A 23,170-nucleotide genomic window follows, 5' to 3' on the forward strand; every position below is an offset into this window, starting at 1 on the left:
CAGCTCCTCAGCCTTGAGAAAAACCGCCAACGCCACCCATCAACGTGACAACAGCAACTCCTTGAGACGCACTTGCATGGTCGAGCGGCAAACGGCAGATCGATGATCGACTCAATGCACCGCAGCGCGCACCAGATCACCTGACAGGTAGTCCATCCGACACTGCGCCCGTCGCACCTTGCCGCTGGACGTGCGTGGCAACGCGCCGGGCTTGATCAGCACGATATCCGCGACTGGCAGTCCGTATTCGGCATTAACCGAGGCACGCATCGACCCAAGCACCCCGGGCCAGTCGGGATGGCGCCGCAACCACTCACGTTTGAGCTCGAACACCACAACCAATCGCTCGCCATGCTGATCGCTGACGGCGAAGGCGGCACCTCCGGCCTGGCGCAAGGCTTCATGGCTTTGCTCGCACCTGTCCTCGATATCCTGCGGTGCGTACTTCCTGCCATTGACGATGATCAGGTCCTTGATCCGTCCGGTCACGTACAACTGACCATCCAGAATGAAGCCAAGATCGCCGGTACGCAGATGCCCAGGGCCGACTCCATCGATCTGCGCATGGAACACGCGCTGGCTCAGTTCAGGGCGCATCCAGTAGCCATGGGCCACGCTGCGCCCCCGGACCCAGATCTCGCCGCTCTCACCGGCGGCAACCCGGGAGGACGTGTCCGGGTCAACGATCTCTACGTGGGTGTCCCCGCGGGCAGCGCCGCAGCCAACGACATCCACTCCAGCGTACGCGTGCGTCGCCGGCACAACGCCAACGTCGACCCCGGTGATGAACAGCGTCGACTCCGCCATGCCATAACAAGGATAGAACGCCTCCGCACACAAACCGTGGGCGGCGAAGCGCTGCATGAATCGCGCGATGACGGAGGCGCGAATCGGCTCCGCACCGCAGAACGCGACACGCCAGGAAGACAGATCGATATCCGCGATCGCCTCGTCCTTGACCGCGCGAGACGCCAGGTCGTACATGAAGTTCGGACCGCCACTGACCGTCATGCGGAACTCTGAAATGACACGCAGCCAGCGCTCCGGATACTGCACGAATTCCGTAGGCGACAAGAAGCCGGCCGAGCAGCCGGAGTACATGAATTGCAAAACGCCCCCGACCAGTCCCATGTCGTGAAACAACGGAAGCGCAGTAAATAACCTGGAATGCCCTGTGATTTGCATCCCTTCTTGAATCGAGGCGCAATTGTCTACGAGATTTCCATGGGTCACGACCACGCCCTTTGGATCTCCCGTCGAACCGGAGGTGTATTGAAGAAACGCCGGCGTCGACGCATCCACCCGCCCCGGCGTCCATGGGGCCACGAGCATGCTATCGGCGCACGCGTCCGCGTGCTCGCGCATATCGATCCTCAACAATGCCCCGGCCCCCGATACCAATTCCGCCTGCATGAACTCGGCGGAATCGAAGATCATCGCATGCGCGCCGGCATCGTGGACGATGATTTGTAGACGATTTTGAGAAATCTGTCGGCGCGGCGGGGACGCAGGCACGGCGATCACCCCCGCCAGCAGGCACGCGTAGAATGCGACGACGAAATGCTGCTGCGATTTGCATACCAACAGGGCACGCTGCTGCTCGAGGCCCAATGCCTGTAGCTGCTGCGCCAATGCTGCCGCGCGCCGCCACAACGCCGCAAACGTCATGACCTCATGCTCCAGCGCGGGACCTCGAAAAAAACGACAGGCGACGTCGTCGGGGGTGACAACGGCGCGCTGCGCCATGATCTCGGGAAAGCTCTGCAAAACCACCCCCTCCTTGAGAAAGTCCAGATTCCCTGACACGCAGACGGCCGTATCGATGGCCGCCAGCGTCTGTACGCTGATCAGCGGCATTGCAAATGGCTGAACGATGTTTCCCCTCGTGGCGGCCCGCAGCACATCAGAGGCCAACCGTCCCTGCGATTTACTTTTCCACCGATATCTTGCTTCGTCAAGCCTGCTGCGTGTATATAACCGCGACGGAACTACAGGGACGAACCGGAAGATGACACGCTCTGCATGTTGCTCTTCGAGATGGAATTCACACTTGACGTCCCATCCTGATGAGCGCGGACGCGCCGTCCCATTGATGGCTCATGCGCCAGACGCATTTGGTGCTCGCTCCCGGGCGTTGTGCAAAGAATCGGGACATATCCCGAACGACATGCCGCCTGGCGGGCTGCAGACCGATCAAAGGGCAGCACGCCGGCACGCGCCATCGAACCGCAGCGCGTGATGCCGCGGATATCGTTTCCTCTGGCGACGCGCCTGGTGGCGCTTGTCGTGCTGCCGTTGCTACTCGGTGCGGCATGGCTGTTCGTCTCCTTGCGGGCAAGCCTCCCCCCCGAGGGCGAGCTTCGTCTCACGCGCGGGGTCTCCGCACCGGTGACGATCACGCGTGACACCAACGGTGTGCCGCACATCCGTGCAGCAAGCGACATGGATGCGTTCTTCGCCGTGGGCTACACGCATGCGCAGGATCGACTGTGGCAACTGGAACTGCAGCGCCGCATGGCGCGCGGACGCCTGAGTGAGATCTTCGGCAAGGAGAGCATCGAGACAGATGTCTGGTTCCGCACGCTCGGGTTGTATGAATCGGCCCGGTCGGCATGGCCCGCACTCAGCCCGGAAGCGCAGCGATCTCTGACGGCCTACTCCGCCGGCGTCAATGCATGGATCGCGGAAAGGCACCCGCTACCTGCGGAGTTCCGCATGCTAGGCATTGCCCCCGAGCGGTGGACCGAACTGGACTCGCTGGCCTGGATCAAGGTGTTCGCGCTTGACCTCGGCGGAAACTTTCGCCGCGAAATCGATCGCTACATTGCCAGCCAGGCATTGACGAGCGGACAACTGGCGGCGTTTTTCCCCTCCTACCCCGCGGATGCGCCGACCACGGCGACGGCGTCGAGCGATCCGCAGCGCCTTGCGGCGCTCGCCACGTTCCAACATCACCTGGAAAGCGCGTACGCGCTCGGCGGGCGCAACGTCGGCAGCAACGCCTGGGTCGTTGCTGGTCGGCACACGAAGGATGGCATGGCCCTGCTTGCCAACGATCCACATCTGGGACTGCAGATCCCGTCGCTCTGGTATGCGATCAGCGTCGACGCGCCGACCTACAAGGTGTCGGGCATGAGCCTGGTCGGGTTGCCGGTGGCCGTGCTGGGAAGAAACGCGCATATCGCATGGGGTGGTACCAACATGATGGCCGATGCGCAGGATCTGTTCTTCGAAAGGTCCGACCAGTCCGGGGAACGCTACGAAGTGGATGGCGGATGGCAGCCCTTCCGTACGCGCACTGAGACGCTGCATGTTCGCGCAGACTTCCCGCAGCAACTGCGCAAACAGTATGCGCCAGTGACCTTCAAAGTACGCCAGACGCGGCATGGCCCTGTCATCAGTGACTACTATGGGGTGTTCGATCAGCCAGTGGCACTGCGCTGGACCGCGCTCGACCCGGGCGACTCCAGCTACGAAGCGTTCTTCCGGCTCAATTACGCCACAGACTGGGCAAGCTTCAAGGCGGCGCTCGCGCACCACGTCGCGCCTGCGATGAATCTCCTCTATATCGATCGCGACGGCAACATCGGCTACCTGGGCGCAGGGCGCATTCCGATCCGCAAGCAAGGCCAAGGAACGCTGCCCTCCCCCGGCTGGGACAGCGCAAACGACTGGTCCGGACAGGTACCTGCCGCCGCTTGGCCACAGAGCTACAATCCGCCGGCCGGCTACATCGTCAACGCGAACAACAAGGTCACATCCGACGACTACCCCTATCTGATCTCCTACGACTGGGCGTCTCCTGCACGCGCGCGCCGAATCGAGCAATTGTTGCGGCAACGCATCGACACCGGACAGAAGTTGACGGTCGGCGACATGCAACACATCCAGGCCGACACCGTCGACCTGGAGGCCAGCGAACTGATGGGCGAACTCAGGCACCGGTTGCCGCGGGGAGAGCACGGCGCCCAGGCAGCCGAGTACTTGGCGTCCTGGAACGGCGACATGCGCGGGGACAGCCAGGCTGCCGCCATCTTCACCGTCTGGATGCGGCATTTCCGCCAGCGCGTCTTCAGCCCGGCGCTGCGCGGATCCTGGAACACCCCACAGGCCTCGAAGATTCTGCGCAACCTGCAGGACGACGTTTCATTGGCCTACATACACGAGATGCTGCATCGCAAGGATGGCCTGTGGTGCAACGAGAGCACCGCGCCCGGCCGCGAAACCTGCGACGACCAGCTCTCCGCCGCGCAGAACAGCGCTCTCTGGGAGCTGCACAAGCTGAAGGGCGACTGGAGCATGTCCAGTTGGCACTGGAGCGGCATCCAGCAAACGGTCTACACCCACCTCCCCTTCAGCCAGTCCAAGCCGCTCCGCAAGGTGTTCGAGCGCCGCATCGAGAATGGAGGCTCGGAGAACACGATCAATGTGGCTGGCGCGAGCTTCGCCGGCGCCGAAGGCTACCTGCAGAAGTTCGGGGCAGGATTCAGACAGATCATCGCCTTGCGCGGTCAACACACCGAGCATTACTACATGAACTCGACGGGCCAGTCCGGGAACGTGCTAAGCCCGCACTACGACGATATGGTCAAGCCGTTTCGCGACGTGCGCTACTACACATTGGACAGCAGCTTCGACAAGAAGCGAGCTGCCGTCGCGCCCTGATCTGGTAAGCCACGACGTCGTTTGCCCCGAGGAACCCCGAGATGAACATGTTCGCCGAGTTTTCCCGCAAGGCGCCGAACAAAGTGTTCCTATCGATCGTGCTTGGCGGTCTCTCCGGTGTCTGCTACTCGCTGCTGATTCCCTTGATCATGAGCGTGCTGAGACCCGGCGATGCGCGCCTGGACGAGATCGCGGTCGAGCCAACCCGCGTGCTATCGCTGGAAATTTCCAACGCGCCGTTCGCACTAGTCTTCAGCGTTGCATGCTTCTTCATCCTCGTCAGCAGGACGCTGTCGCAGGTAATGCTGAGCCGAGTCGCCATCGACGTTGCGTCGCAGTTGCGGACCGGGCTGTATCGGCAGATCGCCGACGCGCCACTTCGTGCGCTTGAGCGCATTGGGTCGGCGCGTCTTCTTACCGCGCTGACCACGGATGTACCGCGCATCGTCCTGGGTGCACGCATGCTTCCCGACCTGCTGATCAACATAGTCACCCTGATCGGCATGCTCGGATTCCTGTTGGTCCTCAATTCCGACGTGTTCTGGTTCGTGCTGGGTTGCATCGCCTTCGGCGTATTGACCTACCAGGTGCCGATGATGATCGGCCGTCGCTATTTCATCCGTGCGCGCAGAGGGTTCGATGGCCTGCAGGAATCGATCAATGGTCTGTTGCGCGGCATCAAGGAACTCAAGCTCAACGATCGCAAGCGCGAGGCCTACTTCAGTGCCGTGCTGATGGCCTACGAGGGCGAGGTTCAGCGCAACGAGAAGGCCGGCCATACCATCGTGCGCACTGCTAGCAACTATGGCGACCTGCTCAGCTTCTTCGTCATCGGATCGATCATCTTCGTCTTCGTCAACTACCGGGTGGTCAGCAATCAGGAGCTGGTCGGCGTCATCATGGCGCTGCTGTACGTGACGGGTCCGGTCTCGGCCATCCTCAATTACGTACCACAGCTGGCCATCTCGCGTGTGTCCATGCAGCGCGTGGCCAAACTGTTCGGCGAGATTCCGGGCGAGGACATCGAGCCAAGGCAGGAGCTACCCCGGCCATGGAGCAGCGTCCGCTTCGAAGATGTGCGCTATTACTACGACGGTGCAGGTCAGGGCTTCGCTGTCGGCCCTCTGGACCTGGAGTTTCGCAAGGGCGAAATTTCTTTCATCGTCGGCGGCAATGGCTCGGGGAAATCGACGCTCGGCAAACTATTGACGCTTCATTACCGTGCCGATGGCGGAACCATCTACTTCGGCGATCATGCAATCACCAACGCCTCGATCGGTACGTATCGACAGGCCATCGGCGCGATCTACTCCGACTACTACCTGTTCGATCAGATTCTCGGTGTCGGCGACGAAGGACTCGCGGGAATGGTCGAACACTATCTGCGCGCGCTTCAACTGGACAGCAAGGTCACCTATGCGCAGGGTAAATTCTCCACCCTTTCGTTGTCAGACGGCCAGCGCCGACGCATGGCCTTGCTCGTCGCGATGATCGACGACAAGGAACTCTACCTGTTCGACGAATGGGCGGCTGACCAGGATCCCTCATTCAAGTCGGTCTTCTACGACGAGATACTTCCGGCCCTGAAGGCAAGGGGTAAAGCGATCGTGGTCATTACCCACGACGATCGCTACTTCCATCTCGCCGACCAGGTCATCGTACTCGGTGAGGGACGGGTCAACAGCGTTGACCGTCAGCACGCGCACGCCATTGACGCCCAGATATCGCCCGCACCAGTGGTGCCGTAGGGTGGGCATCGTCATCGATCCTGCAGCTTGAGGCTCGTTGGAGCCACTCCTCTATTCAGTGAGACGCCCAACAATGAGCCACACAGCGTCCCGTCGGCCGGGGCGCAAGATCGCAGCGGAGCGCCCGAGGGAGATCATTGCTTGGCACGCCCACCGGCGCCTCCAGCACTCGCTCAGATCGAGCGTGTTGCCGCTGCTGGCGGAATCGACGCAGCCTGGCGCGCAGGCACCAGCACCGCCAGCTGGCCCATCAGCCAAAGCACGATGGCACCGATCGGCAGATAGCCTAGTGGGAGACGCGGCAACTCGTACTTGCTCATCAGTAGATAGTTGATGGCATAGGCCAGGAACATCCCCAGCACGATGCCGACCGTGGATAGAAGGAAGTTCTCCGTCTGAAAATAGCGCAGGATCTGCCTACGGGTCGCTCCCAGTGCGCGTCTGACGCCGATCTGGCGCGTGCGCTGCTGTACCCAGAAACTGGCAAGTCCGATGATGCCGAGCGCGGTGATCACCAACAGCGCCGCGCAGACAATCACCAGCAGCCAGGCCATTTCTCGGTCCTGCTGGTAGTAGCTGTCGCGCATTTCCTGCACGGTATCCTGCTTGAGGATGATCCGATTCGGATCTATCCGCTTCAGCGCGTCCACTGCGCGTTGCAGCACCTCGGCACGGCGCGAAGGATCGTCGACGCGCAGCAAGTAGGTGGGGAAACCTCCTTCCACCGGCAGCATGATGGCGTACTCGTAAGAAGAAGGATCGTTGAAACCATGCGGCTGCACCAAGTGCTCGACCACGCCGACGACCTTGATGGGCGCGTCGTTCCACGCATAGAAGGACTTCCCGAGTGGATCCTGATCGGGAAACAGTCTATTGGCCATGGCCCGCGTGATGATCGCTGACGGGATACCGACGTTGCTGTTGGGGGCGTCGAGCGCGCTCCATTCGATGAACTCGTCGGATAGGAAGCGCCGCCCTGCGACCAGGTTCAATCCCATCGTGTCCAGCAGCTGTTTGTCGCCGATGTAGTAGGCCGTCTCGAACAACGGGGATTGGTCGGGTGTCAACTTGACGTCCAGGCTCCTGCCCAACAGCCCCAGAGGCACGGAGTTCGAGACTGCGGCAAGCTTGACGCCAGACAATGCGCGCAAGGCAGCCAGGTCTTCCTTGGCGCGTGCGCTTGCCTGATCGTCATTCCCGCTCTTGGCCAACTGGATACGCACCAGCTCGCCCTCCGCCAGCCCTGTCTTGCGATCCATCAATTGCAAACGACTGTGGATCAGGAACACCGCATTGCACAGAATGGCGCAGCTGACGGCGATCTCCAACACGATCAGCATCGCAGCCGTCTTGTGCCGGCGTAGTGCCGAGAAAATGGGGCGGATGTCCATGGAGTTCCTCGGTGATGGCGTGCCCCAGGGTTGACCGGGAGCTGGATCTGGTTGCGTCGGGCCTTTCGCCCGATACTCTGCTGGCCGCCAGGCGGCTAGTCGGTCTTGAGTTGGATTGCCGGCGCGATCTGACATGCGCGGAACGCAGGCAGCAAGCCAGCAAGGACGCTAGTGCCGATGGCGAGCACAAAGGTGACAATCAGCATGGCGGGATCCAGCTGCGCCAACTCCGCATAACTTGCCGAGCGCTGGCGCACGGCCCACAGGCCCAGCAGCGCGAATCCCAAGCCGAGGACGCCCCCGGCCAGCCCTATCACGCCCGCTTCAACCAGATATTGGCTGAAAATCGTGCGATGCGATGCGCCGAGCGCGCGGCGCACCGCGATCTCGCTCGATCGGCGAAGAAACTTCGCCAGCAGCAGGCCACTGGTATTGAGCAGGCACACGACCAAGAAGCCGAAGGCCAGCCAAACCTGCAGACGCACATCGCTCGGCACCACCTTTTTGTAGTCGAGCCATTCCATCAGGCTACGCAGTCTCACGTTGGTGGGCCGCTGGTAGCGGCCAGCGGCCCGCTGCTGATTGGAGTAATTGATGAGGTATTGCCTGTACGCCGCCACCTTTTCGGGCGAGTCGAGCTGGACCCAGTACTGCAGCCAAGCACAGGGCGCATTGACGCCTGTCGTACCTTCCGGTTCCTCTTCCAGGTCGTCGCCGCCCCAACAGTGCATGCGGCCCGAGGCGTCCATCTTGAGGTCGCGCGACGTCGAGAAGGGGATGAACACTTGCTCGGTCTCGCCATAGAGGCTGCCGTACGGATCGTAGAACTTCGGGATGGGGCGCCAATCGTTGAGAACACCGACGATGCGGAACTCGTTCTGGCTCAACCAGACAGACTTGCCCACGCTGTTGCTTCCGCCGAACAGCTTGTCGTTGAGCGACTTTGCGATGACCACAATACGGCTGCGGCTGTCGTCCTCCGACTTGCTCCAGGCATTGCCGTAAAGAAATGGCGTGGCGAACATCGGAAAGAAGTCGCCGGACGTGTAACGTGCATCCACCGAGAATGAACCTAACTCCACACGTTCAGGCCTGACCACCACGCTGCCGCGCTTCATCACCGCCTGGCGGTCGCCGCGCGCCTGGCGCAGCAACGTCTCCGCATCGTACCGCGTCATCTGGTCCTCGGGCTCTTCGCCAGGCATGAAGTTTTCCTTGTCGGCCGGATCCAGCTGGGGATAAAACAACGTCTGGCTCCGGCCGGGCAAAGGATCACCAGAAAGGATGTAGAACACCGTCAGTGTCGTCATGCTCGCGCCGATACCCAGCGCAATCGCCAGTACCATCAGCGCAGTCAGCATCCGGTTCCGCTTGAAGCTTCGCAGCGCCAGGTCGAAGTAGTATCCGAACATGTGATCTCTCTTTGCGCTATCCCTAGGGCGGCGACGATTTCCCGGCGCCGCAACGATCCAATGAAGCGGCAGCTGCCAGCGCTCCGTTACCAGAGCATGTGCTCCCGCGCAATCGCCGCGAGGCTTTCTCGTTTTCCGGCCATACCCGTGGCAATGCCATTGATAACGTGGACGTCGTGCTGCACGCGGGCAACCAGTTCTGCCTCGCGCGTCACTACGACCACGGCAGGGCCCAGTGCCTGGATCTGCCCAATCAGCTCCAGGTTTTCCCATGCCATATGCGAATCCGGGATGTTCAAGAATGCCGTCTTGCCGAAGCAGGAATGCCCGTTGATGGCGATGAACTCTTCCGTTTTTGCATCCAGGTCGAGCGGACGCGCTGGATACGCTTCGACCATTTCCCTGCGATAGACCTTGCTGACCTGACGCATCTCAAGCATGTAGGTTCCCTGGCGGTAGATCGAGCGACATCACCTGCATGGAAAAACGTGCGGGAGGCAAGGCACATCGCAAAGCGCCCCACACTGTGGATCGTGACATAGCAGCAGCGATGGCCGCCCGCGCACGGGGCACTGCCAATGCGCTACCGCATGGGATGAGGGGCGCCCGAAAGAGGGGCTCACATGCGGAGCGAGTCCCCTGCACCTCCCTGTTCCCGAGGCAGTACGCGAGAGCTGGGTTCGTGGCACGCCTCCCTGGGCGTGAGCCACATTCCCGGCACTTCCGCGCCGGACCGCGCGCATCGCCAAGACCCTGCACGCGCTTCCGATCCAGCCCCTGGCGCACATGCTTGCCTGCTCGACTCGCTCCTTCCTGGCGTCCCGTACGCCAGGACCTCCCCCATGCTGAATCATCCGACAGCAGCCGGCACGTCCAATCGATCTGCGAAGCCCGGAAAGGCGCGAATGCGGCGTTGATCGTCCATGCGTCTGCCGTCGTTGCATTGGTTTGCCCGCCTCACATTAAGCACTATTTGCGTGTGTCACAAGTAGACGATGTGCAAAGATGAGATATATGGCGTAAGTGTCCGCCCGGACACTGAGCTGTCCGGGCGGACACTCTCGATGAAGCCGCGAGATCACTGGCCCGGTACGACCCGTGCAGATCCTTGGGCCGAACCTTGGAACCGCGCCTCCAGTTTGAAGCCCGGACCCGACGATGGGCCAAGGAATTCCTTTTTGCACGGGTTCTCTGGACGGCAAGTGTCGACATGAACAAGGTCAGGCGCGCCCATATATGGCCATCATGCTTGGGTTATCGGCGATCCTACGGACCGGTACAAGGCCCATTTATAGGCTGCAACCGCAAGCATCTCGGGGATCGGCCGGTTCAGCATTGCGCTCCAGGCCCGTCCGCGAGTGACGGTTTGAATACTGCTTCTAACGGCCTCTGGTCGAAGGCTCCCTTGCTCGCTCGAGCAGCTAGCTTGCCTCGGCTGCTTAAGACGCAACAGCAGAGGATGCATGTCGTTGAACCACCTGCTCACCTGATCCGCCAGTGTGTCTCCATCAGCCAATCATGCCCGTTTGCGTGTTGTGCAAGCCCTCGCATGGAGACCGCTACTGGGAGAGACTTGGCACGGCATCGTCGAATCACTCGCCGATGTCCAAGTCTGGATGGCGTGCGGCGTGATCGAACTGCACAGATAGCGACGATCACACCCACCAACCTCACCGCACCGTCACCAACCCCTGCGCCCCCGCCCACTGCTGGATGTCGTCCCGGCGGATCGCCGCGGCCATCAGGCCCGGAAAGGCGTCCGGCGTGCAGGCGAACGACGGCACGCCCAGCGCTGCCAGCTTGGCGGCCAGGGCGCGGTCGTAGGACGGTGTGCCTTCGTCGCTGAGGGCCAGCAGCACGATGAATTGCACGCCGGATTCGATCAGTTCGCGGGCGCGCGCCAGCAGCCGCTCCTCGACGCCGCCTTCGTACAGGTCGGAGATCAGCACCAGGATGGCGTTGTGCGGTTCGCGGATGATGCCCTGGCAGTAGCTCACCACGCGGTGGATGTCGGTGCCGCCGCCCAGTTGCACGCCGAACAGCAGGTCCACCGGGTCGTCCAGCTGCTCGCTCATGTCGACCACTTCGGTGTCGAACACGACCAGGCGCGTGGACACTGCCGGCAGCGAGGCCATCACCGCGCCGAAGATGCTGGAATACACCACCGAGGCGGCCATGGAGCCGCTCTGGTCGATGCACAGCAGCACTTCGCGTTGCGGCTTCCTGGCCTTGCGGCCATAGCCGACCAGGTCCTGCGGCACCACGGTGCGCAGGTCCGGCTGCCAGTGCCGCAGGTTGCTGCGGATGGTGCGGTGCCAGTCGATCTCGGCCAGGCGCGGGCGGCGGTTGCGGCGGGCCCGATCCAGGGCGCCGGTCACCGCCGAGCGCATCGGTTCCTCCAGTTGGCGCAGCAGGCGCTCCACCACCTGGCGCACCACCATGCGCGCGGTGTCCTTGGTCTGCGCCGGAATCACCCGGCTCAGGCCGATCAGGTTGGCGACCAGGTGCACGTCGGGCTGCACCTGCTCGAGCATTTCCTTTTCCAGCAGCATCTGGGTGAGGTCCAGGCGCTGCAGGGCGTCGCGTTGCATCACCTGCACCACCGACGACGGAAAGTAGCGGCGGATGTCGCCCAGCCAGCGGGCCACATTGGGCGAGGAGGCCCCTCGCCCGCCGCGGCGCCCCAAACCGCCCGGCCCATCGGGTTCGTACAGCGCGCCCAGCGCCTGGTCGATGCCCTGCAGCAGCTTGGGCAAGGCGCCGCAACTCGACTCGGCCTCCTGCCCCAGGATCAGGCGCCAGCGCTGCGCGCGCGAGGTGGGCGTGTCGGGTGTGGATGGCGTGTCGGTCATGCGGGCAATCCCAGCAGTTCGCGCAGCGTCGGCACCGCGCGCTCGGCGCGGGCCAGGTTCCAATCGGGGACGACAGCGGCTTCGGTTTTCTCCACCTGCGCCTGGCGCACACGCGTTCCCAGATCGCGGCGGTCGGCCGGCGGGAAGGCGGCGAAGGTGCGACGCACCAGCGGCAGCACGCGCACCAGTTGTGCTTCGTCCAGCGCCACGACCCAGGCGTCGATCATCTGCCACACGGCGTCGTCGTGCAGCAGCACGGTGGCGTTGCGGTTGAGGAAGCCGTCCAGCCACTGTGCGGCCTGCAGCGGTTCGGCGCCGGGCGACAGTTGCTGCTGCAGTTGCAGGTGCACGCTGTCGGCCTGCACCGCCTGCGTGTCGAACAGTACCCGCAGGGCGACGCCGCGTAGCAGCGCGTTGCATGCCGGCGACAGCGCCACGCGTCGCAAGGCCTGCTGCCAGTTGCCGCTGCCGTCCGCATCGCCGCGCAGGCCGATGGCGCGGTCGGCGTCCAGGACGATGCCGCGTGCCTGCTCGGCGCGGGCCTCGTCGAGGCTGGACAGCGCCAGGGTCAGGCCGACGACCGCACGCGCCAGCATGCTGTCGAACAGATGCGCGACCTGGTGGCCCTCGGTCTGGCGGACATTGCCATAGCGGTACACGTTGGCCAGCGGCGGCAGTGCGCCGAGCAGCGCCAGCGGGTCGGCATCGGTGGCGGCACGGGCCTCGAGTTCGGCCGCAATCGCGCTGACCGCCTGCGGCAGGTCGGCCAGCAGCACCTGGTCCACCAGCGCGGACAGCGCGGGCAACGCCTCGGCCTTGCGTGCCTGCGCGATGGCCATGCTGGACGCGGCATCGACCAGGGTCTGCCCGTGGCGGCTGGCTTGCACCAGGTCCACCAGAAAGTGCGGCTGCCAGGCCAGTTGCCAGATCTCGTGGAAGGTGCCGCGTGCGGACTGCCCGGTGCGCGCCAGCCGGCCCCATTCGATGCCGATCAGGCGCAGCCGATGCAGCAGATGGCTGCGCGCCAGGTCGGTGTCCTTGCGCAGGTCCAGATCCAGGGTCTTTTCCAACGCTTCGGGTTTCAGGCGCAGGCGCTTCTGCTGCGCCTCCAGGTCGCGCTGCAGCGGCACCGCCGGCACGCTGTCGGGCACCTGTCCCAGGGCGTCGCCGATCATCAGGCGCTCGCGGATGAGCCGCATCGGCGCATCGTCGCCGTTGCAGATGACCGCGCGGCTGGCTTCGGCGATGTCCTCCAGGCCAGGGGCTGGATGGCCACGCAAGGCGGCGAGCGTGTCAGCCAGGCGCGTGGCCTCGATCAGGTGCGCCGACGAGCAATCGAGTCCGTGCTCGCGCAACAGGCGCCCCACCCGCGCATACCAGCCGGCGGCGCGCTGGTCGTGGACGCCGCTGCTGCGCCACAGGTGGTCGTACCAGCCCGGCGCTTCAACGCCGGCGCCGTAGCCACTGTCCATGCTCAGGTGGCGATAGGTCCACGGCACCCAGGTGCTCTGCGTCTTACGCTTGGGCATGGCCTTGAGCAGGCGGCTGTCCGCGGTGGCGCTGTTGGCACGCAACGCGTCCGGCTGCAGCGCCGGCACATGCCAGGCGCCGCAGACCACCGCAACGCGCGCGAAGGTCTTGCCGGCACTGCGCAGCGCGCTGCGCATGTGGGCCTCGCGCACGGCTTCGTGTTCGCCGCGCAGGCCGGGGTGATCCGGCGTGTGTGCGCGCACCGCGGTCATGGCCTCGGCGATGGCATCGAACAGGCCCTGCCCGTCGCCGCGCTCCTCCACCATGTGGTTCCACCAGGTCTCGCCGTCGGCATGGCCGGCGGCGCGCGCCAGCCAGTCCAGCGGATCGGACGGACGTACCTCGGCGCTGCCCTCCCCGTCTGGATCGGCAGCGTCCGGCACAGGTAGCGGCGTGTCCGCCTGCTCCGGCATGTCGTGGGCCTGCGCAGGCGCACGCTCGGCACGTGCCTGCGCCTGCCATTCCAGGGTCAAGGCGGGCGGCACATCCATGAAGCGCACCGGCACGCCGTTGTGCAGCGCCCAGTGCATGGCCTGCCACTCCGGGGAGTACGCCGCATAGGGATGGAACACCGCCAGTTGCGGGTCGTCGACGCAGTAGGACAGCAGGGCCACCGGCGGCTGCATGCCCTCCTCCAGCACGTGCGGCAGCAACGCCTCGGTGCCGGCCGGCCCTTCGATCAACACGCAGTCCGGCTGCAGCGCCGTCAATGCGGCGACCAGGCTGCGCGCGCAGCCGGGGCCGTGGTGGCGAATGCCGAACAGGGAGATGGCGTCGCTCATCGGCGCCGGCCCGCTCAGGCCTGCTCGCGGAACGCGCGGTACAGGTCCTTCCAGTCCTCGCGCTCCTTCACGACGGTTTCCAGGTATTCCTTCCACACCAGCGCATCCTGCACCGGATCCTTGACGATCGCGCCGATCATGCCGGCCGCCATGTCGCCCGGGCGCAGCACGCCGTCGCCGAAATGGCCGGCCAGGGCCATGCCGTTGTTGATCACCGAAATGGCCTCGGCCGTGGAGAGCGTGGCGGTCGGGCTCTTCAGCTTGGCCTTGCCGTCCTCGGTGACGCCATTGCGCAGCTCGCGGAAGATGCGCACCACGCGCGCCACTTCCCGCAGCGCCGGCGGTTCGGCCGGCAGGTCCAGCGCCGCCCCCATTTCGGCCACGCGCTTGCGCACGATCGCCACTTCGTCCTCCTCGCTGGACGGCACCGGCAGGATCACGGTGTTGAAGCGGCGCTTCAGTGCACTGGACAGCTCATTGACGCCCTTGTCGCGGTTGTTGGCCGTGGCGATCACGCTGAAGCCGCGCACCGCCTGCACTTCGCTGCCCAGTTCCGGAATCGGCAGGGTCTTTTCCGATAGCACGGTGATCAATGCGTCCTGCACATCGGCGGGAATGCGGGTGAGTTCCTCGATGCGGGCGATCTTGCCCAGGCGCATGGCCTGCATCAGCGGGCTCGGCACCAGCGCCTTCTCGCTGGGGCCGTTGGCCAGCAGCTGCGCGTAGTTCCAGCCGTAGCGGATCTGCTCTTCGCTGGTGCCGGCGGTGCCTTGCACCAGCAGCGTGGAATCGCCGCTGATCGCCGCGGTCATGTGCTCGGAGACCCACGACTTGGCGGTGCCCGGCACGCCGAACAGCAGCAGGGCGCGATCGGTGGCGATGGTGGCCACGGCCACTTCCATCAGGCGGCGGTCGCCGATGTACTTGGGGCTGACCACGAAGCCGTTCTCCAGCGTGCCGCCGATCAGATAGGTGACCACGGCCCAGGGCGAGAGCAGCCAGTTGGCGGGCCGTTGGCGGCTGTCCTGGCGACGCAGTTCCTCCAGTTCCTCGGCGTATTGGTGTTCGGCGTGCTGGCGCAGGACGGCAGTGCTCATGAGGTCTCCAGTGAAAGGCGTGAGGATCAGGATGCGGCGTGCAGGGTCTGGCGCAGGGCCAGGAGCTGGCGGGCCTGCTGCACGCAATCGAGCATGGCAGCGGTGGCGTCCGCGGGCGGATCGGCCAGCTGCACCTGCGGCAGCGCGGAAGGATGCAGGACGGCGAGCAGTTCCAGCAGCGCGTCGCGCAGGGTGTAGTCGTGACGCAGCGTGGCCTCGCCGAACAGCGCGCCCAACTCCGACGCTAACCGCTGCGAATACGCCGCGCTCAGGGTCTGGCCAAGCACGGTGCTGGCCAGCACGTCGCCGAGCAGGCGCTGCTGCTGCAGCTCGGCGGCGCTGGCCGGCCAGTGCCGTTCGCGCTGCGCCGGCGGCAACAGGGCGAGCAGGTCGCCCAAACTCAGCAACCGCTGCTCCACGCCGATCAGCGCTTCCACCCAGGCCGGTTCGCTGGCGTCCACGCGTTCCAGCCAGGCCCGCAGCAAGGCGTCGTACCACTCGGTGCCGCGCGCCCAGGCCAACACCTCTTCCGGGGTCTTCTCCAGGGTGTCGCACCACCAGGCAAGCGGCAGCTGCCGCGCCAGTTGGTAGAGCCACCAGGCGCGTTCGCCGAGGGCGTCGTGATCCGGCCGCTTGCCGTCGATGGCCGCGTCGGTCCAACCGGGATCGGCGGCGGACGGCGCATCCAGCGTCCAGCTCACCCGGCGCAGCAAGCCGCTGCGCTGTTGCCGCAGCATGCCAAGCATCTGCGTGCGCAGGTATTGCGCATGCGCCGTGTTCGCCAGCCGCGCCAGCATCGGCCCGGCAAGCAGCCGCACTTCGCGGCTGCGATCCTTCAACAGCTGCTGCAGCAAGGGCGCGTCGGCATCGCCCAGTTGCGCCTGCAAGGCCTCGACGCAGGCCGCGCGTTCGCGCGCAGATAGATCCTTGAGTGCGGCTTCCAGGCGCGAGCGTGCGCCAGAGGCGTCCTGCGTGCGCAACTGCCGCAAGGCCAGCAACCGGGTGTCGAACGTGCCGTCGTTCCACATGCGCTCCAGATCTGCAGGCGTCTGCGCCGCCTCAACCGCATCGGCGGCGTAGGCCCACTCCGCATTGCGCGCCGCCAGCCAACGCCCGCGCATGCCCAGCACCAGGCGCAAGGCGCTTCGCAACGCAGCCACGCGCGCGCCTGCATCCAATGCCTGCGGCAGTACCGCGACCGGCAGATGCTGGCCGCGAGCGGCCAACTGCAGGCAGGCCTCGTTGCGCAGGCGCTTCAGCCACGCGGGCGGCTGCTGGCCGGCGAACAGCCCCCGCAACACCGGCAACCAGGGATGATCGGCGGGCAGCACCTGCGGATCCGGCTGTGCAGGCGGCACGAGCGGCATTGGCTCGCCCAGACGCAGCGCCGCACGCCGGCAGGCCGCCAACGCGCCCACCTGAAGGCTGTAGCCCAGTGCGGCGTCCTCCTGCGTGGCGATGGCAGCGAGCACCTCGCCGAGCGCGCCGTCGACCGGGATCCGTTGCGGACGATCGATGCCCAACAGCGCCGGCTTCAACCAGACTTCGTTCATGCCGCGCTCCTTTCCCAACGCTCGCCTTGCGCATTCCAGGCGCTGAGCGGCAACAGCGTATCGCCATCCCACTCGCCCATCAGACACAACGGATGGCCGCCCGCGAACGCGAGCAGCGCCCAGCCCTGCAACGCGGACACCTGCAGGGGCAGGCTGCCGTCGGCGTGCTGCGCCCAGGCGCTGCGGCCATCGTGCGCGATGTGAACGTCCTGCAGGCGCATGGGGACCTGCGGCAGCCAGGGATTGAGCGCATGCGCGCGGGCGGCGGCGTCGAGGGTGTCGGTGCATGGCGGCGCGGCGGCTGCCTGCACCCCGGCATCCACCTCGCCCGGGACGGCACGCAACGGCACCGTACCCGGATGGAAGTGCAGGCGGCCGACATGCACGTCGCCATTGCGCCAGTGCTGCTCCCAGCCGCGCCCACCGTGGCTGTAGTCCTGCAGCAACGCCGGACGACCGCTATCCATGCCGTGCAGCCACACGCGGCGCTCCAGCAGATTCCCCGGCTGCTCGATCAGGAGCTGGCCCTGGACATGCCAGCGATCGTGCACCGCCTCGCCGTCGCGCAGCACCGTCTCGCGCTCCAGCGGCCAGCCCAGCGCCGCGCGCAGATCGGCCTGCCGCGTGGCGCTGAAATCCTCCGCCCGCAGCACCGCGTGGGCCAACAGCTGCAGCAGGCCGAGGCGCTCGCCGAGATCGGCCAGTTGCGCGAGATCGCGACCGCCCTCGCCCACGGCGCGCTCCAACTGCGTGGCCAGCCCCGGTGCTTGCGCATCCACCATGCGCGCCATCATGCGCCGCGCGTCGTGGGCGAACTCCGTGCCCAGGTTGGCCAGGCCCTGGCGGAACTGGTCGGCGATCCAGCGTTGCAGTTCCATCGCGCCCGCCTGGATGCGCGCCCAGCGCGCCTGTTCGCGTTTGGCCGCCACCGCGGCCTGGGCCTGCGGGTCGGGCGGCGGCGCACTGGCGGCGACCTCCTTGCGCGCCACGCGCTCGCGGCGTCCCTGCATCCATTCGTCGACCCAGGCCGGACGGGTGCCCGGCACGCAGCGCGGATTGCCGGCGGCATACAGCAACAGCATGGCCAGGCCATGCTTGCACGGGAACTTGCGGCTGGGACACGAGCAACGGCTGACCATCGCCGCCAGGTCCACCTGGGTCTGGTAGGGCTTGGCGCCACTGCCCTGGCATTCTCCCCACAGCACCTCGGCATCGGCCCCGAGCAGGCCCCATTTCGCGTCCGTGGCCAGGCCCGCGGCCGCCTTGGCCGATGCCGCATCGGGCGCAAGCGCGAGGACCTGCTCGCGGGTGAGTCGCACTTCCATATCCGTACTCATCTCAGCGTCGCGACGATGATAGCCGAGCTTATATGGCAATCCGCGACATCGTCGGGGCCGAACGCCTGCCCGCCCAGACTATCGGTCCGCGGCCGTGGCTCAGCCGCCCCGCTCCAACCGCCGCAGGATCTGGGCGCGCTGTTTCGCGCTGAACGCGGCGGCGTGCGCCTGCAGCAGCGCGATCACCGCGGTATGCGCCCCCTCGGTGCGGCGTTGCAGTTCCCGGGTGGCGGCCTGTTCGATGGCGCGCCATTCGGCGACGGTGGTTCCGGTCGGGATGAGGGTGCTGGCTGCACGCATTGCGAGGTCCGGTTGCGACATTGGGCAGGCCGCTGCTCGCTCGGCCTCGCCCTACTCTATCGCCAAGTGGTCTGCCTTGGTGCGTGTCGCATGGACGGCCGGATGCAGAACCGCATCTACGCTCCGCAGCCGTCGCGGATATCAGGCGTGGCGCTTGCGCGCCGTCGCCGCCGACGCACTGGTCGCCGTCGCATCGGCATCGCCCGCAGGCGCATGCGGCAAGCGCACCCGCGCGCACAGCCCTCCGCCCTCGCGGTTGGCGAATTCCAGCGCGCCGCCGTGCGCCTGGCAGATCGCCGCGGCGATCGACAGGCCCAGGCCGCTGCCGCCGGAATGGCGCGCACGCGAGTCGTCGGCGCGCCAGAAGCGGTCGCCCATCCGCGCCAGCGCCTCCTCGTCGACGCCGGCACCGCGGTCGGCGACGCGGATCAGCACACCCTCGGCATCGGCCTGCGCCTCCAGGGCCAGTTCGCCACCGGCCGCGGCGTAGCGCAGCGCATTGTCGATCAGCACCGACAGCACCTGGCCCAGGCGATCGCGGTCGGCGCTGATGTGCAGGTGGTCGGGGATGCGGACCTGCACCTGCATGCCGGCCTCCTGCAACGGCTGCGCGGCCCAGGTCAGGCGCTCGCGGACCAGCGCGCCGAGCGCGAACCGCTGCGGCTCCAGCATCAGCTGGTTGGCACGGGCCATCGACAGCAGGTGCAGGTCACCGACCAGGCGATTGATCTGCTCCAGCTGGCGCTGGACCATGCGCAACTGCTCTTCGCTGCTCGGGAACACTTGGTCGAGCATGCCCTGGACCCGTCCCATCGCTGCGTTGAGCGGCGTGCGCAACTCGTGCGCCAGCATCGCGCTGGACTCGCGCACCTCGCGTTCGTACTGCTGCAGCTGCGCACTCATGCCATTGAAGTCAATCGCCAGGCCGGCCAGTTCGTCCGGCGCGCCGGGCACCACCCGCGCGCGCGCGGCGAAATCGCCATCGCTGATCCGCCGCGCCGCCGCGGCCACGTTGGAGAACTGCCGCGACAGCGGCCGCGAAGCGAGCAAGCCGCAGACCACGATCACCGGGATCGATGCCAGCACCATGCCCGCCAGCAGCCACCAGTCGCGGCTGGCCAGTCCGGGCAGGAAATCGGCGACGTCGTAATAGGTCTCGAACAGTTCCCACAGACGCCGCGCATTGCTGTGCGGATCCTCGCGCAGTTGCAGCATCTCCTGCCGCGCCTGCGGCGGCAGACGGCTCAGGGTGGAAACGTCCCAGATCGCGAAGCGCAGCACCATGCCCAGCGCGATCGCGATGATGGTCAACACCGCCAGCGCGCTCATGCGCAGGCCCACCCACTGCCACAGCGGCGCGTGGGGCTTGCGGCGGAACCAGGACCAGTTCATCGGAAGCGGTAACCGATGGCGCGCACCGTCACCAGCAGCCCGGTGACCTGCTCGTGTTCCAGCTTCTTGCGCAGGTTGTGCACGTGCGCATCCACCACCCGCTCCAGCGCATCGCTGTCGGGCAGGCAGATCTCCAACAGTTCGCTGCGGGTGAAGGCCTTGAACGGCGTCTTCATCAGCGTCGCCAGGATGTTGAATTCGGTCGGGGTCAGTTCCAGCGCCACCTCCTGCCCGTCGGCATCGCGCACGGTGGCACGCACCGCGGCGGTGTCCACGGTGAGCCGTTCGTGGCGCAGCGGCTCCTCGCTGGCGCGTGCCGGCCCGGCGCGGCGTAGCACCGCAAACACCCGCGCCACCACTTCCTTGGGGCTGTACGGCTTGACCACGTAATCGTCGGCGCCGTAACGCAGCGCGCCGAGCTTCTCCGGTTCGTCGCCCATCGCGGTGACCATGATCACCGGCGTGTCGCTGCTGCGGCGGATCGTGGACAGCACCTCGGTGCCGCTGAGCCGCGGCAGCATCACGTCCAGCAGCACCAGGTCCGGCTTCCACTGCGCATGCACCGCCACCGCCTTCTGTCCATCCTCGGCGATGGTGACCTCGAAGCCGTCGCGACGCAGGTACGCCTCGAGAATGCTGGCGCTGTCGGCATCGTCTTCGACCAGCAGGATCTTCTTCGCGTGCATTGCCTGGTGCCCGTGTTTGGCGTCTTGATGGAATCTTGAAGATTCCTAGAAGGCGGCTTGAACATGCCCGCCGATGCTGGCAGTCGAGTTCGATCACCCGACCGCCGCCATGATTCTACCGTCCCGATTGCTTCGCCCGCGCCGCACCAATGCCCTGCTCGGCCTGCTCGCGCTCGCCCTGGGTGGCTGCTCCCTGGCGCCGGTCTACCAGCGCCCGCAGCCGGTCCTGCCGCCTACGCTGGGCGCGAGCACCGCGACCGCAGTTGCCGCCCCGGACCGCAGCGACACGGCGCTCACCGAGCAGGAGCAGCAGTTCGTGCGCGCATTCTCGCCGCAGCACGACCTGACCCCACTCGTCACCCAGGCGCTGGCCCACGACCCGGACTTCCGCAACGCCGTGCTGACCGTGCAACAGGCCCGCGCCCAGTACCGCATCGAACGCACGCAGCAGCTGCCGCAGCTCGGCCTCGATGCCCAGGGCACGCGCCGCGACTACGACGACGCGGCCACGCAGGCACGCTATGGCCAGAAGCTGAGTACCGTCGCAGTGGGCGTGGACGGCTTCGAACTGGACCTGTTCGGCAAGCTGGCCTCGTTGTCGGCGGCGGCGCAGCAGCGCTACCTGGCCTCCGAAGAGGGCCGGCAGGCGGCGCGCGGCGCGCTGATCGCCGAAGTCCTGCGTGCCTACACGCTGGAACGCGCCGCCCTGCAGAGCCAGCAGCAGACGCAGACCATCGCCGAGCGCAGTGCCGCGCTGCTGGCGATCGCCACACGCCAGCAGGCGGTCGGGCTCATTTCCCGCGATGCGCTGGACCGCCAGCGCCACGACGACGACCAGGCGCAGGCGCGCGCGCAACAAGCCGCCAGCGACCGCGCCGCCGCCCGCCGCGCCCTGCAACTGCTCGCCGGCTACGCCGCCCCGGACGGCGCCGGCACCCTGCAGGAGCTATTGCCCGGCGCCGAGCAGGACGACAGCCGCGCCTGGCGCGACCTCGATTCGCAGCTGCTGCTGCAGCGCCCGGACGTGCGCCAGGCCGAGGCCGAACTGCGCGCGCGCAATGCCGACATCGGCGCCGCGCGCGCGGCGTTCTTCCCGTCGATCCGCCTGAGCACCTCGCTGGGCACCGCCAGCGATGCATTGAACGGCCTGTTCATGCCCGGCAGCCGCACCTGGAGCTTCATGCCGCAACTGGTGCTGCCGCTGTTCGACGGCGGCCGCAACCGCGCCAACCTGGACATCGCACAGCTGCGCAAGGACGGCGCGGTGGCCGACTACGAGAAGACCGTGGAGGCGGCGTTCCGCGAGGTCGCCGATGCGCTGGATGCGTTGCCAGCGCTGCAGCAGCGCGAACGTGGCGAACGCACCAATCTCGAACGCGAACGCCAGCGTGTGGCGCGCCTGCAGCAGCGCGTCGCGCAAGGTCTGCAGGACCGCCCCGAGCTGTTGACCGGCGACATCCAGGCCGCGCAGGCCGAACTGGCGCATGTGCAGGCGCGTCAGGACCTGCTGCTCGATCGCATCGCGCTGTTCCGCGCGTTCTACGGCGTGCCGTTGCCGCACGCGCCCTGATCTTTCCCCCCGCACGAGGTTGCCCCGATGAAGCACGTTCTCTCCCTTCTGTCGCCGACGCTGACCGCCGCCGTGCTGGCGCTGCCGCCAGCGGCGCACGCCGCAGACCCCGACCCAACGCCCAGCGCCGGCCTGTTCGGCGATCGCACCCAAGTGAGCGTGGGCGCCGGCGCCATGCTGACCCCGCGCTATCCCGGCTCCGCCGACGACCGCGTGCAGGCGGTGCCGGTGTTTTCGATACAGCGCGGCATCCTGTTCGCGGACACGCTGCGTGGCGCCGGCGTGCAGCTCCAGAGCGCGCACGGCTTCTCCGCCAGCCAGTCGTTCGGCTACGACCTGGGCCGCCTGCAACGCAACAGCAGTTGGCGTCCCGGCTCCAACCGCCTGGCCGGCATGAGCGACGTCCCCGGCGCGATCACCGCGCGCAGCCTGGTCATGCAGCAACTCACCTCGTACCTGGCGCTGGACGCCGAAGCGGAGTTCGCGCTGAAGGACGGCGCGCGCCGCAACCGCTACCGCGCCGGCGCACGCTTCACCCTGCTGCAGGCCGCGGCCGACAACGTGACCCTGGACCTGGACGCGCACATCGGCGACCACCGCTTCAACCAGGCGTACTTCGGCGTCACCGAGGCGCAAAGCCTGGCCAGCGGCTTGCAACCGCACCTCGCCGATGCGGGCGTGTACGCCTATTCGGTCGGCGCCGAATGGGATCACACCCTGTCGCCGCACTGGACCGCCTCGCTGCTGCTCGACGCCACCCGCTACGTCGGCCCCGCCGACGGCAGCCCGGTGGTGCGTCGCCGTGCCGCTGCCGGCGGCGGCGCCACCGTCACCTACACCTTCTGATCGCTTTCG

At 66.3% G+C, this 23,170-nt stretch carries 16 protein-coding genes; 4 read left to right on the top strand and 12 right to left on the bottom strand.

Annotated elements, in window-relative coordinates; translation table 11 throughout:
- Nucleotides 1-111 precede the first annotated feature (111 nt).
- The gene (locus tag RAB71_RS11425; protein WP_010341890.1) at nucleotides 112-1,857 is read right to left on the bottom strand and encodes a fatty acyl-AMP ligase; all 1,746 of its coding nucleotides are present in this window, start codon (nucleotides 1,855-1,857) and stop codon (nucleotides 112-114) included.
- A gap of 381 nt (nucleotides 1,858-2,238) precedes the next feature.
- Between RAB71_RS11425 and RAB71_RS11430 the strand changes: the two genes are divergently transcribed.
- Nucleotides 2,239-4,665, top strand: coding sequence for a penicillin acylase family protein (locus RAB71_RS11430; protein ID WP_081481930.1), 2,427 nt, complete (start codon nucleotides 2,239-2,241; stop codon nucleotides 4,663-4,665).
- A gap of 41 nt (nucleotides 4,666-4,706) precedes the next feature.
- On the top strand, nucleotides 4,707-6,413 hold the full coding sequence (locus RAB71_RS11435) for a cyclic peptide export ABC transporter (protein ID WP_010341893.1): 1,707 nt from the start codon (nucleotides 4,707-4,709) through the stop codon (nucleotides 6,411-6,413).
- 173 nt (nucleotides 6,414-6,586) lie between these two features.
- On the opposite strand, the gene RAB71_RS11440 is transcribed toward RAB71_RS11435, so the two are convergent.
- From RAB71_RS11440 to RAB71_RS11490, 11 genes are all read right to left on the bottom strand, one after another.
- Nucleotides 6,587-7,804, bottom strand: coding sequence for an ABC transporter permease (locus tag RAB71_RS11440; RefSeq protein ID WP_029561941.1), 1,218 nt, complete (start codon nucleotides 7,802-7,804; stop codon nucleotides 6,587-6,589).
- 95 nt (nucleotides 7,805-7,899) lie between these two features.
- Entirely contained in the window at nucleotides 7,900-9,216 is a 1,317-nt protein-coding gene (locus RAB71_RS11445) for an ABC transporter permease (protein ID WP_010341895.1), read from the bottom strand.
- 86 nt (nucleotides 9,217-9,302) lie between these two features.
- Nucleotides 9,303-9,656, bottom strand: coding sequence for an ABC transporter (locus RAB71_RS11450; RefSeq protein ID WP_010341896.1), 354 nt, complete (start codon nucleotides 9,654-9,656; stop codon nucleotides 9,303-9,305).
- A gap of 1,230 nt (nucleotides 9,657-10,886) precedes the next feature.
- Entirely contained in the window at nucleotides 10,887-12,068 is a 1,182-nt protein-coding gene (locus RAB71_RS11455; RefSeq protein ID WP_010341897.1) for a VWA domain-containing protein, read from the bottom strand.
- Nucleotides 12,065-14,380: a DUF5682 family protein gene (locus tag RAB71_RS11460; RefSeq protein ID WP_010341898.1), complete on the bottom strand. Its 2,316-nt coding sequence runs from the start codon at nucleotides 14,378-14,380 to the stop codon at nucleotides 12,065-12,067. Before RAB71_RS11460 ends, RAB71_RS11455 begins: the two co-directional genes overlap by 4 nt.
- 14 nt (nucleotides 14,381-14,394) lie before the next feature.
- Entirely contained in the window at nucleotides 14,395-15,477 is a 1,083-nt protein-coding gene (locus RAB71_RS11465) for an AAA family ATPase (RefSeq protein WP_010341899.1), read from the bottom strand.
- A gap of 26 nt (nucleotides 15,478-15,503) precedes the next feature.
- Entirely contained in the window at nucleotides 15,504-17,030 is a 1,527-nt protein-coding gene (locus tag RAB71_RS11470) for a DUF5691 domain-containing protein (RefSeq protein ID WP_010341900.1), read from the bottom strand.
- Entirely contained in the window at nucleotides 17,027-18,367 is a 1,341-nt protein-coding gene (locus RAB71_RS11475; protein ID WP_236614886.1) for an SWIM zinc finger family protein, read from the bottom strand. The genes RAB71_RS11470 and RAB71_RS11475 overlap by 4 nt, the downstream gene beginning before the upstream one ends.
- A 99-nt stretch (nucleotides 18,368-18,466) precedes the next feature.
- On the bottom strand, nucleotides 18,467-18,667 hold the full coding sequence (locus RAB71_RS11480; protein WP_010341902.1) for a hypothetical protein: 201 nt from the start codon (nucleotides 18,665-18,667) through the stop codon (nucleotides 18,467-18,469).
- Nucleotides 18,668-18,808: 141 nt separating this feature from the next.
- The gene (locus RAB71_RS11485) at nucleotides 18,809-20,059 is read right to left on the bottom strand and encodes a cell wall metabolism sensor histidine kinase WalK (RefSeq protein WP_010341903.1); all 1,251 of its coding nucleotides are present in this window, start codon (nucleotides 20,057-20,059) and stop codon (nucleotides 18,809-18,811) included.
- On the bottom strand, nucleotides 20,056-20,745 hold the full coding sequence (locus RAB71_RS11490; protein WP_010341904.1) for a response regulator: 690 nt from the start codon (nucleotides 20,743-20,745) through the stop codon (nucleotides 20,056-20,058). Before RAB71_RS11490 ends, RAB71_RS11485 begins: the two co-directional genes overlap by 4 nt.
- Nucleotides 20,746-20,854: 109 nt before the next feature.
- Here RAB71_RS11490 and RAB71_RS11495 point away from each other — a divergent pair, with 109 nt between their 5' ends.
- Together RAB71_RS11495 and RAB71_RS11500 are read left to right on the top strand one after the other, a co-directional pair.
- Nucleotides 20,855-22,315 (top strand): efflux transporter outer membrane subunit, encoded by a 1,461-nt coding sequence (locus RAB71_RS11495; RefSeq protein WP_029561942.1) that lies wholly within the window; start codon nucleotides 20,855-20,857, stop codon nucleotides 22,313-22,315.
- A gap of 27 nt (nucleotides 22,316-22,342) precedes the next feature.
- Nucleotides 22,343-23,161: a MipA/OmpV family protein gene (locus RAB71_RS11500; RefSeq protein WP_041500202.1), complete on the top strand. Its 819-nt coding sequence runs from the start codon at nucleotides 22,343-22,345 to the stop codon at nucleotides 23,159-23,161.
- Nucleotides 23,162-23,170: the final 9 nt, after the last annotated feature.

It is taken from the genome of Xanthomonas sacchari (genome assembly GCF_040529065.1).
GTDB classification, from domain to species: Bacteria; Pseudomonadota; Gammaproteobacteria; order Xanthomonadales; family Xanthomonadaceae; genus Xanthomonas_A; species Xanthomonas_A sacchari.